This window comes from Kitasatospora sp. NPDC004723, assembly GCF_040609255.1.
In the GTDB taxonomy this organism is placed as follows: domain Bacteria; phylum Actinomycetota; class Actinomycetes; order Streptomycetales; family Streptomycetaceae; genus Kitasatospora.
The window spans coordinates 68087-80526 of sequence record NZ_JBEXJT010000027.1; the positions used below are offsets into that span (position 1 = coordinate 68087).

General features: G+C 74.0%; 10 protein-coding genes. 4 read left to right on the forward strand and 6 right to left on the reverse strand.

Annotation, left to right across the window (positions count from 1 at the left end):
• Positions 1 to 231 precede the first annotated feature (231 nt).
• A complete protein-coding gene (locus ABZW10_RS24150; RefSeq protein WP_355369325.1) occupies positions 232 to 2001 on the forward strand; it encodes an oleate hydratase in 1770 nt (589 codons plus the stop codon).
• Between the two features lie 47 nt (positions 2002 to 2048).
• Here ABZW10_RS24150 and ABZW10_RS24155 read toward each other — a convergent pair whose 3' ends face one another.
• Both ABZW10_RS24155 and ABZW10_RS24160 read right to left on the reverse strand, forming a co-directional pair.
• Positions 2049 to 2348, reverse strand: coding sequence for a WhiB family transcriptional regulator (locus tag ABZW10_RS24155; protein ID WP_355369326.1), 300 nt, complete (start codon positions 2346 to 2348; stop codon positions 2049 to 2051).
• Positions 2349 to 2395: 47 nt separating this feature from the next.
• A complete protein-coding gene (locus ABZW10_RS24160) occupies positions 2396 to 2842 on the reverse strand; it encodes an SsgA family sporulation/cell division regulator (RefSeq protein WP_355369328.1) in 447 nt (148 codons plus the stop codon).
• 200 nt (positions 2843 to 3042) lie between these two features.
• Between ABZW10_RS24160 and ABZW10_RS24165 the strand changes: the two genes are divergently transcribed.
• On the forward strand, positions 3043 to 3825 hold the full coding sequence (locus ABZW10_RS24165; protein WP_355369330.1) for a hypothetical protein: 783 nt from the start codon (positions 3043 to 3045) through the stop codon (positions 3823 to 3825).
• 65 nt (positions 3826 to 3890) lie between these two features.
• Here ABZW10_RS24165 and ABZW10_RS24170 read toward each other — a convergent pair whose 3' ends face one another.
• The 3 genes from ABZW10_RS24170 to ABZW10_RS24180 form a co-directional block, all read right to left on the reverse strand.
• Positions 3891 to 4373: an ATP-binding protein gene (locus ABZW10_RS24170; RefSeq protein WP_355369332.1), complete on the reverse strand. Its 483-nt coding sequence runs from the start codon at positions 4371 to 4373 to the stop codon at positions 3891 to 3893.
• 132 nt (positions 4374 to 4505) lie between these two features.
• Positions 4506 to 4901, reverse strand: coding sequence for an STAS domain-containing protein (locus ABZW10_RS24175; RefSeq protein WP_355369334.1), 396 nt, complete (start codon positions 4899 to 4901; stop codon positions 4506 to 4508).
• Between the two features lie 115 nt (positions 4902 to 5016).
• Positions 5017 to 5892: a SigB/SigF/SigG family RNA polymerase sigma factor gene (locus ABZW10_RS24180; protein WP_355369336.1), complete on the reverse strand. Its 876-nt coding sequence runs from the start codon at positions 5890 to 5892 to the stop codon at positions 5017 to 5019.
• A gap of 261 nt (positions 5893 to 6153) precedes the next feature.
• On the opposite strand from ABZW10_RS24180, the gene ABZW10_RS24185 reads away from it, so the two are divergent.
• The gene (locus tag ABZW10_RS24185) at positions 6154 to 9633 is read left to right on the forward strand and encodes a HAMP domain-containing protein (protein ID WP_355369338.1); all 3480 of its coding nucleotides are present in this window, start codon (positions 6154 to 6156) and stop codon (positions 9631 to 9633) included.
• Between the two features lie 54 nt (positions 9634 to 9687).
• Positions 9688 to 12201 (forward strand): SpoIIE family protein phosphatase, encoded by a 2514-nt coding sequence (locus tag ABZW10_RS24190; RefSeq protein ID WP_355369340.1) that lies wholly within the window; start codon positions 9688 to 9690, stop codon positions 12199 to 12201.
• Here the strand turns inward: ABZW10_RS24190 and ABZW10_RS24195 are convergent.
• A complete protein-coding gene (locus ABZW10_RS24195; protein WP_355369342.1) occupies positions 12144 to 12410 on the reverse strand; it encodes a hypothetical protein in 267 nt (88 codons plus the stop codon). The two genes, ABZW10_RS24190 and ABZW10_RS24195, sit on opposite strands and share 58 nt — an antisense overlap.
• Positions 12411 to 12440: the final 30 nt, after the last annotated feature.

Below are 12440 nucleotides of genomic sequence, written 5' to 3' on the forward strand. Positions count from 1 at the left end.
CGGGACCAATGGCACGAGCGGTCCGGGACCTCCGGACCGGGATCAGGTCCCGGTGGACCGATCCGCGGCCGTGCCGGGCGGGGCAGTGTGGTGATCACGGCGCAGGGCGTGCCGGGCCGACGGGGTGTCACCCGTTCGGACCAGCCGCGTTGCCGCCGGAAGCGCCGTTGGCCAGCGTGGGCGAGGTCTGCCGGCGCGCCGACGGCTGATCCACCGATCGAAGGAGTGCACGTGTACTGGAGCAGCGGGAACTACGAGGCGTTCGCCAAGCCGCGCAAGCCCGAGCGGGCCGACCGGGCGAGCGCCTGGTTCGTCGGTTCGGGCCTGGCGTCGCTCGCGGGGGCGGCGTTCCTGGTACGCGATGCGCAGGTGCCCGGCGAGCGGATCACCATCCTGGAGCGGCTGCGGTTGCCCGGCGGTGCGCTGGACGGCATCAAGGAGCCGGAGAAGGGCTTCGTGGTGCGCGGCGGCCGCGAGCTGGAGGACCACATGGAGTGTCTGTGGGACCTCTTCCGCTCGGTGCCCTCGCTGGAGGTCGAGGGCGCCTCGGTGCTCGACGAGTTCTACTGGCTGAACAAGGACGACCCGAACTTCTCGCTTCAGCGGGTCACCGAGCAGCGCGGCCGGGACGCCCGCACCGACGGCCTGTTCGCGCTGAACGACCGGGCGCAGAAGGACCTGGTGCGGATCTTCCTGGCCACCCGCGAGGAGCTGGAGGGCAAGCGGATCGACGAGGTCTTCGGCCGTGACTTCCTGGACAGCAACTTCTGGCTGTACTGGCGGACCATGTTCGCCTTCGAGGAGTGGCACGGCGCCCTGGAGATGAAGCTCTACCTGCACCGCTTCGTCCACCACGTCGGCGGCCTGCCGGACCTCTCGGCGCTGAAGTTCACCAAGTACAACCAGTACGAGTCGATGGTGCTGCCGCTGACCCGCTGGCTGATGGACCAGGGCGTGACCTTCCGCTTCGACACCGAGGTCACCGACATCGACTTCGACCTCACGCCCGGCCGCAAGCGGGCCACCCGGATCCACTGGACCGAGGCCGGGAAGCCCGGCGGCGTCGAACTCGGCGCGGACGACCTGGTGTTCACCACCATCGGCTCGCTCACCGAGAACTCGGACAACGGCGACCAGCACACCCCGGCCCGGCTGGACGACGGCCCGGCACCGGCCTGGGACCTGTGGCGGCGGATCGCCGCCAAGGACCCGGAGTTCGGCCGCCCCGAGGTGTTCTGCGGCAACATCGCGCAGAGCAAGTGGGAGTCGGCCACCGTCACCACCCTGGACCCGCGCATCCCCCGGTACATCCAGCAGGTCGCCAAGCGCGACCCGTTCAGCGGCGGCGTGGTCACCGGCGGCATCGTCACCGCCCGTGACTCCTCCTGGCTGCTGAGCTGGACGGTCAACCGGCAGCCGCACTTCAAGCAGCAGCCGGCCGACCAGATCGTGGTCTGGCTGTACTCGCTCTTCGTCGACCGGCCGGGCGACTACGTCCGCAAGCCGATGGCGGAGTGCACCGGCGAGGAGATCACCCAGGAGTGGCTGTACCACCTGGGCGTCCCGGAGGCGGAGATCCCCGAGCTGGCCGCCGAGGCCGCCCGCTGCGTGCCGGTGATGATGCCGTACGTCACCTCGTTCTTCCTGCCGCGCAAGGCCGGCGACCGGCCGCAGGTGGTGCCGGAGGGGGCGGTGAACTTCGCGTTCATCGGCCAGTTCGCGGAGACCGGGCGGGACTGCATCTTCACCACCGAGTACTCGGTGCGCACCGGCATGGAGGCGGCCTACCGGCTGATGGACGTCGAGCGCGGGGTGCCCGAGGTCTTCAACTCCACCTATGACGTGCGCAAGCTGCTCGCCGCGACCAGCAGGCTGCGGGACGGCGCCGAACTGAACCTGCCCGGCCCGGAGTTCCTGCGCAAGCGGCTGCTGCACCGGCTGGAGGCGACCGAGGTGGGCGCCCTGATGGAGGAGTTCGGGCTGATCGACGAAGGGCGGTAGCGGCACGCACCGGCGGGTCCGCGGACCGGGAACGGTCCGCGGACCCGCTACGCGATCCGCCGGTCCGGCGCCGAGGCGTCGGTGAACAGCACACGCCGCTCCTCCTCGGTGAGTCCGCCCCACACCCCGTAGGGCTCCCGGGTGGCGAGCGCGTACCGGCGGCACGGCACCCGCACCGGGCAGCGGGCGCAGACCGACTTCGCGTTCTGCTCGCGCTCCTTCGCGGCGGCGCCGCGCTCGTTGACCGGATGGAAGAAGATGCCGCTGTCGACGGTGCGGCAGGCTCCCTCCAGCTGCCAGTTCCGGTGCTGCTCGGCGGCTCCGGGGAGGCGGGGGATGTCGGTCACGGCGGCCCTTTCCTGACGCGGGACGGTGGTCGGTTTCGCCCGCCCGTCTAACCTCGATCCGGCCCTTCATGCCTGCCGGACCGCGGACCCGCCGGTCCGCCGGAGAGCAGGGCGCCGATGCAGCGGTCCCAGTCGATGCGCCCCGACTCGGCCCCGACCGGGACCGCCCGCCCGGTGGCCCGCAGGAAGCGGGCGAGCGGGCGCACCGGGGTGTTCAGGAGCGCCACGCCGTCCGGGCCGCCGAGCGCGACGAAGACGTGCTCGCCGGTGCCGCCGGGCTCGATGTGGATGTCGCCCTCGCCCGCCGGCCCGCGCAGCCCCGCCGCCAGCAGGTCGCGGGACAGCACCCAGACCGCGCCCTCGTCGGCGCCGAAGTCCAGCCGCACGGCGTACGGGTCGCCGCTGTCGTAGCGGCACTCGACGTCCAGGTACCGCCCCTGCCCCTCACCGGTGATCAGACACATCCTCAGCTGTGCCACGACCACTTCCGACATCGGCCTCGCCCTCCCTCGACTCGTGCTGCCCGACCCTGTGGGCACCGTCTGCCCCGGCCGACCCGGCTCATGCACGGAATCGACGGGCGTGCCACCCGGAGGACAAAGGGTCGTCGGTACCCGTACGAAAGGTCGCGATCACTGATGGTTCGCCCCAGTATCGAACGGTTCGCCCGCCGCGCAGCGGGCAAGCAAGGCGTATGGATGACACGCGCAACCGCGAGGTGGACGCCGTGGCCGACCGGGCCGACGCGCGGCAGCTGACCGACGAGCTCCGCGCGGCGGTGACGGAGCCCCGCACCGCCGCGCTGGTACTGACCCGGCGGGTGCGCGCCGCGCACCGGAGCCGGGCGTGGACGGCGCTGGGCCACCCCTCCTGGGACGCCTACGCCATGGCCGAGCTCGGACTCCCCCGGCCCACGGCCTACCGGCTGCTGGACCTGGCGGACACCGCCGGGATGATCGAGGACACCGTGGCCCGCGAGGCCGGGCCCTCGCTCGCCCACGTCTGGGACAGCTGGGCGGTGCTGGACGTCCGGGCGGTCGTGGACCTGCGCGGCCGGCTGGCCGAGCTGTCCGACCTGCTCGCCGACCGGCTGGGCCAGGTCCGCGCGGAGGCCGGCGACCAGCCCCAGGAGCCCGCCCGGGTCGCCGCCGCCGTGGCCGACGCCGTCGCGGAGCTGTGCGAGCGCCCGGACGTGCCGCCCGCCGATCTGCACAGCGTCCCCGGGCCCGACGGCATGGACGTCGAGGCCTGGCGCACGGCCGTCGGCGAGGGGCTGGAGGTGCAGAAACGGCTGCGGGGCGGCTTCCGCGAGCTGGGCCTGCTCGCGCTGCGCGTGGCGCCGGGCTACGTGTCGGACCACGATGCCGAGGCGGTCCTGCACCTGCTCGGCGAGGAGATCGGCAGCACCTGTGACGAGCTGCTGGCCTGCCGCCGCTACGCGCTGACCGGCGACGCCCGCGCCGTCGAAGGGATCTGAGCGGCGGGGAACCCGGCGGTCGGCGCCCACCGCCCGCCCACCGCCGCGGCGGCGGCTGCGGCCGGTCAGTCGCCGCGCAGGAAGCGCGCGGTGTCGACCTCGGCCCAGATCGTCTTGCCCTGGCTGTGCGGCTCGGCGCCCCAGCGGTCGGCCGTGCGCTCCACGATGAACAGGCCGTGACCGCCGGGCAGCGCCGGGTTGTGGGGCCGGCGCAGGGTGGGCATGACCGGGCTGCGGTCGCTGACCTCGACCCGCAGCCGGGCCCCGGTGACCTCCAGAACCATCTCCAGCGGGCCGTCCCCGTGCAGCATCGCGTTGGCGACCAGCTCCGCGATCAGCAGCACGACGTCCTCGGCGGTCCCGTCGCCGGCGCCGGGCGCGGCGTGGACCGGGTACCAGTCGGTGAGGGCCTGGGCGGTGAAGGTCCTGGCGTGGGTGACCGGTTTGGAGAGTCCGGCCAGGGTCAGCCGCCGGCGCTGGCCGCCCGGGGGTGCCGCGGGTCCGGCCTGCGGGGATTCTCCGTCCAGGGTTCCCCGGCTCAGCGTCATAGGAGGGCACCCTTTCGGTTCGACGGCGGTGGTCCGCATGGTCGGTTTCCCGGCGGTTCCGGAATTATGCCTGCCGCCGGACCGGTCTGCGCGCACCGCGGCTCACCGGGCTCAGACCGCGACTCACCGGGCTCAGCCGGCCAGGGCCGCGTCCACCGTGTCGTGGATGGCGAGCACCGTCCGCGCCCCGGTCAGGTCGAGCACCCGCATGACGGTGGCCGGGACGGCGGCGAGCCGCAGCTCCAGTCCCGCCCGCTCGGCGCCGAGCCGGGTGCGGAGCAGGACGTTCAGGCCCGAGGAGTCGCAGAAGCCGACCCCGCGCAGATCGAGCACCAGGACCCTGGGCCGTTGCGCGACCAGGTCCGCGAGCGTTTCGGCGGCCGGTGCCAGCGTCTCGACGTCGAGGTCGCCGGCCAGCACGCAGACCGCCGCCCCGTCGGGCCCGGAGCGGGTCCGCACCACCAGCTCCGGTCGGGGCTGGGAGGCCGCGAGCACGGTGTCTCCCCGGTCGTTGTCGGATGGCGTCATCGTCGTCCCCTCCATGTGCGTGCCTTCCGACCATACGGAGATCGCGCCCGCCGGCCAAGCGAGGGGTGGTGGTCCGGGGCACCCGCGGCCCCGGGTGCCGCGCCGCGCGGCACCGTCAGGCGGCCTCCAGTCCCTCGCGCAGATGTCGCAGCGTGCGACTGAGGAGGCGGGAGACGTGCATCTGGGACAGGCCGAGCCGGGCGCCGATCTGGGACTGGGTCAGGTCCTCGCAGAAGCGCATGGACAGGATCAGCCGCTCGCGTTCCGGCAGCGCGCCGACCAGCGGCTTGAGCGCGACCAGGTCCTCGACCAGGGCGAGTTCGCGGTCGTCCTCGCCGAGGTGGTCGCCCAGCGGGCCGGGGCCGTCGCCGTCCTCGCCGCTTCCGCCGTCGAGGGAGCCCGCGGTGTGGCCGTTGGCGGCGGTCAGGCCCTCGACCACCTCCTCCGGGCCGATCCCGACGTGCGCGGCCAGTTCGGCCACGGTCGGGGCCCGGTCGAGGCGCTGTGCGAGGCTTTCCTGGGCCCTGGCCAGGGTGATCCGCAGCTCCTGCAGGCGGCGCGGCACGTGGACGGCCCAGGTGGTGTCGCGGAAGTGGCGGCGTATCTCGCCGAGCACGGTCGGCAGCGCGAAGGTGGTGAACTCCACACCGAGCTCGGGGTCGAAGCGGTCGATGGCCTTGATCAGGCCCATCGCGCCGACCTGGAGGAGGTCCTCCTTCGGTTCGCGGTGCGAGTCGAAGCGGCGGACCGCGAACCGTACCAGGGAGAGGTTCATCTCCACCAGCGTGGAGCGGACGTAGGAGTACTCCCGGGTCCCCTCCTCCAGGGTCGCCAGCCGGCGCAGGAGGACCCGGGTGAGCGCGCGGGCGTCCGCCGGAGCGACCTCGCGCGGGTCCTCCACGGCCGCCAGTTCGGGCGGCAGCAGCTCCCGCAGCCCGGTCGCGGTCGACGCGGCGGCGGAAACGAGCAGTTCACCGGTGGGGGCCACCATGGGAGTCCTTCCGTCTTGTCGGCACGGTCCTGCGCCCGCTACCCCGGATGCGGAAAAGGATGCAGTGGCCGTCCGTGAAGGTTTCGCGCAGACGGCCCGGGTCGGCGCCGGGGCGGCGGCACCCTTGGAAGGTTGCCTCAGGCACCCAATTGTTTTCAACCGCCGTAAGGGCTGGGGTAGCCTCCGGGGCGGTACACACCACGCCCGGGGACCGGTCGGCCGACCCGTGCTCGCGGCGCCAGGATCGGAGGCGAGCGTTCGATGGCCGGCCCCACGACCTCTCAAGGCCCGCAGCAGGACCCGGCGTACGACCCGCGGCGCGACCCCGGGCAGGGACCCGACACCGCGCGGGTGGGCGAGCCCGAACTGCGGCTGCTCCTGGCCGGGCTGACGGCGGTCCGGGACGGCGACTTCGGCACCGAGCTGCCGGACGACGCGGACGGGCTGCTGGGCGAGATCGCCACCGTGTTCAACGGCATGGTCGACCAGCTGTCCCGGTTCACCTCCGAAGTGACCCGGGTCGCCCGCGAGGTCGGAACCGAGGGCCGGCTCGGCGGCCAGGCCCAGGTCCCGGGTGTGTCCGGCTCCTGGGCGGACCTCACCGACTCGGTGAACGCGATGGCGGGCAACCTCACCACCCAGGTCCGCGACATCGCCCAGGTCGCCACCGCGGTCGCCAAGGGCGACCTCTCGCAGAAGATCACCGTCGACGCCCGCGGCGAGATCCTGGAACTGAAGAACACCGTCAACACGATGGTCGACCAGCTCAGTTCCTTCGCCGGCGAGGTGACCCGGGTCGCCCGCGAGGTCGGCACCGAGGGCATCCTCGGCGGCCAGGCCGACGTGAAGGGCGTCTCCGGCACCTGGCGCGACCTGACCGACTCGGTGAACTTCATGGCCGGCAACCTCACCGGCCAGGTACGGGCGATCGCCCAGGTCGCCACCGCGGTGGCCGGCGGCGACCTCTCGCAGAAGATCACCGTCAACGCGCGCGGCGAGATCCTCGAACTGAAGGAGACCATCAACACGATGGTCGACCAGCTCAGTTCCTTCGCCGACGAGGTGACCCGGGTCGCCCGCGAGGTCGGCTCCGAGGGGCGGCTCGGCGGCCAGGCCCAGGTGGACGGCGTCTCCGGCACCTGGAAGCGGCTGACCGAGAACGTCAACCGCCTCGCCGGCAACCTCACCCGGCAGGTGCGCTCGATCGCCGAGGTCACCAGCGCCGTCGCGGCCGGCGACCTGACCCGCTCGATCACCGTGGACGCGTCCGGCGAGGTCGCCGACCTCAAGGACAACGTCAACTTCATGGTGCAGTCGCTGCGCGAGACCACCCGCGCCAACGAGGAGCAGGACTGGCTGAAGACCAACCTCGCCCGGTTCTCGGCACTGATGCAGGGCCGGCGCGACCTCGTGGTCGTCGCCGAATCGGTGATGGACGAGCTCGCCCCGCTGGTCACCGCGCAGTGCGGTGCCTTCTACCTCGCCGAGGAGGGCCCGGAGGGGACGGTGCTGCAGCTCGTCGGCTCCTACGCGTTCCCCGACGGCGAGCGCCCGACCCGCTTCCGGCTGGGCGAGTCGTTCGTCGGCCAGGCCGCGCGCGGCCGGCGCACCATCACCGTCGACTCGCTGCCGCCCGACTACCTGGCCGCCTCCTCCGGCCTCGGACGCACCGGCTCGCTGTCCCTGGTGGTGCTGCCGATCGTGGTCGAGGAGCAGGTCCTCGGCGTCATCGAACTGGCCTCCGTCCAGCCGTTCACCCAGGTGCACCGGGACTTCCTGGAGCAGCTGATGGAGACCATCGGCGTCAACGTCAACACCATCATCGCCAACGCCCGGACCGACGAACTGCTCGGCGAGTCCCAGCGGCTCACCGCCGAACTCCGGACCCGGTCCCAGGAGTTGCAGGCGCGCCAGGAGGAACTCCAGGCCTCCAACGCGGAGTTGGAGGAGAAGGCCGAGCTGCTCGCCGCACAGAACCGCGACATCGAGGCCAAGAACCTGCAGATCGAGCAGGCCCGCCAGGAGCTGGAGGACCGCGCCCACCAGGTCTCGCTCGCCTCGACGTACAAGTCCGAGTTCCTCGCCAACATGAGCCACGAGCTGCGCACCCCGCTCAACAGCCTGCTCATCCTGGCCCAGCTGCTCGCCCAGAACCCCACCCGGAACCTGACCGCCAAGCAGGTCGAGTACGCCGGCATCATCCACTCGGCCGGCTCCGACCTGCTCCAGCTGATCAACGACATCCTCGACCTGTCCAAGGTCGAGGCGGGCAAGATGGACGTCAACGTCGAGGCCGTTCCGCTGCGCGCGCTGCTCGACTACGTCGAGGCCACCTTCCGCCCGATGACCGGCCAGAAGAACCTCGCCTTCGCCGTCCAGACGGTCGACGGCGTGCCCGCCGAACTCGCAACCGACGACTACCGGTTGCGCCAGGTGCTGCGCAACCTGCTCTCCAACGCGGTCAAGTTCACCGAGCAGGGCCGGATCGAGCTGCGGATCGAGCCGGCGGCCGCGGCCGAACTCCCGGACGGCGTGCGGCGCGACGGCGGCCCGGTGCTCGCCTTCCGGGTCGGCGACACCGGCATCGGCATCGCGCCCCAGCACCTGGAGACCGTCTTCGGCGCCTTCCAGCAGGCCGACGGCACCACCAGCCGCAAGTACGGCGGCACCGGTCTCGGCCTGTCGATCAGCCGCGAGATCGCCTACCTGCTGGGCGGCGCGATCACCGTCGAGAGCACCCTCGGCCGGGGCAGCACCTTCACCCTCTACCTCCCGGCCGCCCGGCCCGGGGCGGTCCTCCGCACCGACGGCGCGCCGCGCCGGGCGCCGTCCGGCGCGCCGGAGCCGCGCGGGGACGGGGACCAGGACCCCGGGGGCCGGCCGGCCGCCGCCGGTCCGCGCCGTCTGCTCGTGGTGGAGGGCCGCCCGAACGGCCTGCTCTCCCTGGTGGCGGAGAACGCCGTGGCGGACCTCGCCCGCTACGCCGGCGCGCAGCGCCAGGTGGAGATCGTCACCGCGGTCGGCGCCCAGGAGGCCGCGACCGCGCTGGCCACCTCCGCGTGCCACTGCGTCGTCCTGGAAATCGACCTGCCCGACCGCACCGCGGCGACCCTCCTGGCGGAGATGGAGCGCGACCCGGCGCTGCACGCCGTCCCGGTGCTGGCGCACCACAACCGGGGCGTCGGCGCGGAGGACGAGCACGCCGTGCACCGGGAGGCCGGCCGGCCGCTGGAGTTCCTGTCCAGCCTGGACGAGCTGCGCGAACGCGTCGCGCTGCACATGAGTGCCGACCGTCCCGGGGGCGTGCTGCCGCTGGTGCGCGGCACCGAGCGCGACCCCGGCTGGAGCCCGGAGGCGGACCCGGCCCTGGCCGGCCGGACCGCGCTGGTGGTCGACGACGACGACCGCAACCTCTACGCGCTCACCAGCATCCTGGAGCTGCACGGCCTGCGGGTGCTCCAGGCGGAGAACGGCCGGGCGGCGCTGGAGGCACTGGCCGCGCACCCCGGGATCGACGTCATCCTGATGGACGTGATGATGCCGGAGATGGACGGGTACACGGCCACCGCGGCGATCCGCGCGATGCCCGAGCACGAGGGGCTGCCGATCATCGCCGTGACCGCGAAGGCGATGATCGGCGACCGGGAGAAGAGCCTGGCCTCGGGCGCCAGCGACTACATCACCAAACCGGTCGAGGCGGCCGAGGTGGTCGCCCGCATCAAGCACCACCTGGCCCGGTAACGCCCGCCCGCCGCGGCCACCGGCCCCGAGCCCCGAGCCCCAGGAGTCATCACCGTGCAGCAGCCGCAGGACCCCCCGACCACGGGCCCTCCCGCACCGTTCGAGGGCGCGCCACGGGTCGGCCCCCGGCCCGGCCCGGCCCCGATCGGCGGGCCGGGAGCCGCGGCGGCCGGCGGTGAGGCCACCGCGGTCGGCCGGCTCGCCGGCACCGTGGAGCGGCTGCGGCTGGAGCTGGACCGGGCACAGGCCCATTCGGCGGGCCGCGCCGTGGTCGAGATGGGCGTCGGCGTACTGGTCGAGCGCCTGCGCTGCGGGCCCACCGAGGCGGCCGGGCAGCTGGAGAGCCTCGCCGAGCAGGCCGGGGTGTCGGCCCTGGCGCTCGCCGCCGACCTGGTCAACCAAGCCGCCGCGGACCAGATATCGGCACTCGCGCGCGCCTTCGTCGAGGAGGCGGCCGTCCCCCCGGACGAGCCGGACGAGCCGGTGGCGGTCCGGCTGCGCAGCACCGAGGCGGACGCCCTGGCGGGCGGCGACGCCGCGGCGGCGGCCCGGGCCATGCTGGACCACGCGCTGCGCCCGCTCGGCGTGGCGGCCGTCGCGGTCTGGGCGGCCCACCCGGACCTCTCGCTGTCGCTGGCCGGCAGCGCCGGCTTCCACGAGGAGGAGGCCCGCCGCTGGCGCCACGTGCCGCCGGGCGTGCCGACCCCGGCCCGCCGCGCCCTGGACGAGCGGGCGGCCGTCGGCTATCCGACCCTCGCCGAGGCCTCGCTGCCCTCGATCGGCCAGCACGAGATCCGCGGCGGCCGGCTGGCCGTCCCGGCGGGCAAGGGCGGGCGGCTGATCGGCGTCCTGGAGCTCTGCTGGCACGAGCGGCTGCCGGAGCGGTCCCAGCCGCTGCAGCGGCAGTTCGAGGCGCTCGCCGAGGTGGCCGCCGCCACCCTGGAGTCCGGCGGCGGACGGGGACCGCACCCGCCGGACGCCGCCGACGCGCAGTTCGAGGAGCTGCGGCGGCTGACCGACGGCCTGCTCGACCCGTGCCTGGTGCTGCGGGTCGCGCCCGACGGCGAGGACGTACCGCCTCCGTTCGTGATCCGGCACGTCAACCCGGCCTTCGTCGACTTCGCCGGCCGGCCCACCGCCGCGATCACCGGCGCCCGGCTGCTGGAGGCGTACCCGCTGGCGGCCGAACCGGGCGGCCTGGCCGAGAAGGTCGAGCACGTGTTCGCCACCGGGGAGCCGTTCCGCACCCCGGACCTGCGGCTCGCCGCGCTGGTCGACGGGGTGCCGCTGGTCACCCGGGCGCAGGTGAGCATCAGCCGGCACGGCAGCCACCTGGCGGTGGTCTGGCGCCTGGACGACGGCACCCCCCGGGTGGCCCGGCTGCTGCAGCACGCGCAGCGGCTGGGCCGGATCGGCGGCTTCGAGGAGGACCTGCACACCCGCCGGATCGCCTGGAACGACACCCTGTTCGAGCTGCACGGCCTGCCCTCCACCGCGCCGCCGATCGCCCTCGACCAGTTGCCCGAGCACGCCCACCCGGACGACCGGCAGGCCATCGGGCGGTTCCTGCGCACCCTGCTGCACCACCACCGCCCGGCGTCCACCGCCTTCCGGCTGCAGCGCGCCGACGGCGTCACCCGTCACATCCGGGTGGTCGCGGAGCCGGTGCGCGAGGCCGGCAGCGGGCTGCGCACGGTGCGCGGCGCCTACCAGGACATCTCCGCCCAGCACTGGACGGAGGTCGCGCTCGCCGCCACCCGCGACCAGCTCGCCCAGAGCGAGCAGCAGGCCGCCGAGCGCAGCCGCCTGGCCCTCCAGCTGCAGCACGCGATCATGCCGCCCGCGCGCGGCCCGCTGGACCTGCCCGACCTGCGGGTCGGCGTGCGCTACCGGCCGGCCGAGAAGGGCCACCTGGTCGGCGGCGACTGGTACGACGCCCTGCCGCTGCCCTCGGGGGACGTCCTGCTCTGCGTGGGCGACGTCGCCGGCCACGGCATCGAGGCGGCCACCGGGATGGTCGCGCTGCGCAACGCGCTGCGCGGCCTGGCCGCCACCGGGGCCGGGCCGGCCCAGCTGCTGGGCTGGCTGAACAGCGTCACCCACCACCTGACCGACAACGTCACCGCGACCGCCGTCTGCGGCCTCTACCGGCCCGGGTCGCGCCGGCTGCGCTGGGCACGAGCGGGCCACCCGCCGCCGGTGCTGCTGCGCGGGGAGCGGGCGACCATGCTCCCGCAGCTGGGCGGCATCCTGCTCGGCGCGGTCGACCGGGCCGTGTACCAGGAGGGTGAGCTGGTCCTGGAGCCGGGCGACAGGCTCGTGATGTACACCGACGGGCTGATCGAGCGGCGCGACGAGTCCCTCCAGGCGTCGCTGGCGGGTCTGACGGCCCTCGCCGAGCAGGCCCGCGCCGCCTCGTCCGGCGGCGGAGCGGGCCACGGCGGGGCGGGCCACGGCGGGGCGGCCGGTGGCGCCGACGGCCTGGAGGAGCACCTGGATCACCTGCTGCGCTACAGCAACGCCGACACGGACGACGACACCTGCCTGGTCGGGATTGCCGTCCGGTAGGCCCGGCCCCCTCCCCGGTCCGCCTGCGGACGCACGCCGCTGGAGGTGGTCACCGGGCCGCCGTCGACCGTCGCGATCCGTACGACGCAGCCGGGCCGGTCGGCTCCGCCCACCCGGGAGGCGACGGAGAACACCTCGGCCGGTCCGGTGGCGTCCAGCAGCTCGATGCCGGGGAAGGCGACGATCACGACGTGGTGCGGTCGGGGCATGCCCCGGTCCTGCCGCCGGACCGGGCACGG

Coding starts and splice junctions, on each gene's coding strand:
- ABZW10_RS24175 (WP_355369334.1), bottom strand. CDS start 4,901: ATGACGCCATCCGACAACGACCGGGGAGACACCGTGCTCGCGGCCTCC.
- ABZW10_RS24185 (WP_355369338.1), top strand. CDS start 6,154: ATGGCCGGCCCCACGACCTCTCAAGGCCCGCAGCAGGACCCGGCGTAC.
- ABZW10_RS24160 (WP_355369328.1), bottom strand. CDS start 2,842: ATGTCGGAAGTGGTCGTGGCACAGCTGAGGATGTGTCTGATCACCGGT.
- ABZW10_RS24180 (WP_355369336.1), bottom strand. CDS start 5,892: ATGGTGGCCCCCACCGGTGAACTGCTCGTTTCCGCCGCCGCGTCGACC.
- ABZW10_RS24170 (WP_355369332.1), bottom strand. CDS start 4,373: ATGACGCTGAGCCGGGGAACCCTGGACGGAGAATCCCCGCAGGCCGGA.
- ABZW10_RS24165 (WP_355369330.1), top strand. CDS start 3,043: ATGGATGACACGCGCAACCGCGAGGTGGACGCCGTGGCCGACCGGGCC.
- ABZW10_RS24195 (WP_355369342.1), bottom strand. CDS start 12,410: ATGCCCCGACCGCACCACGTCGTGATCGTCGCCTTCCCCGGCATCGAG.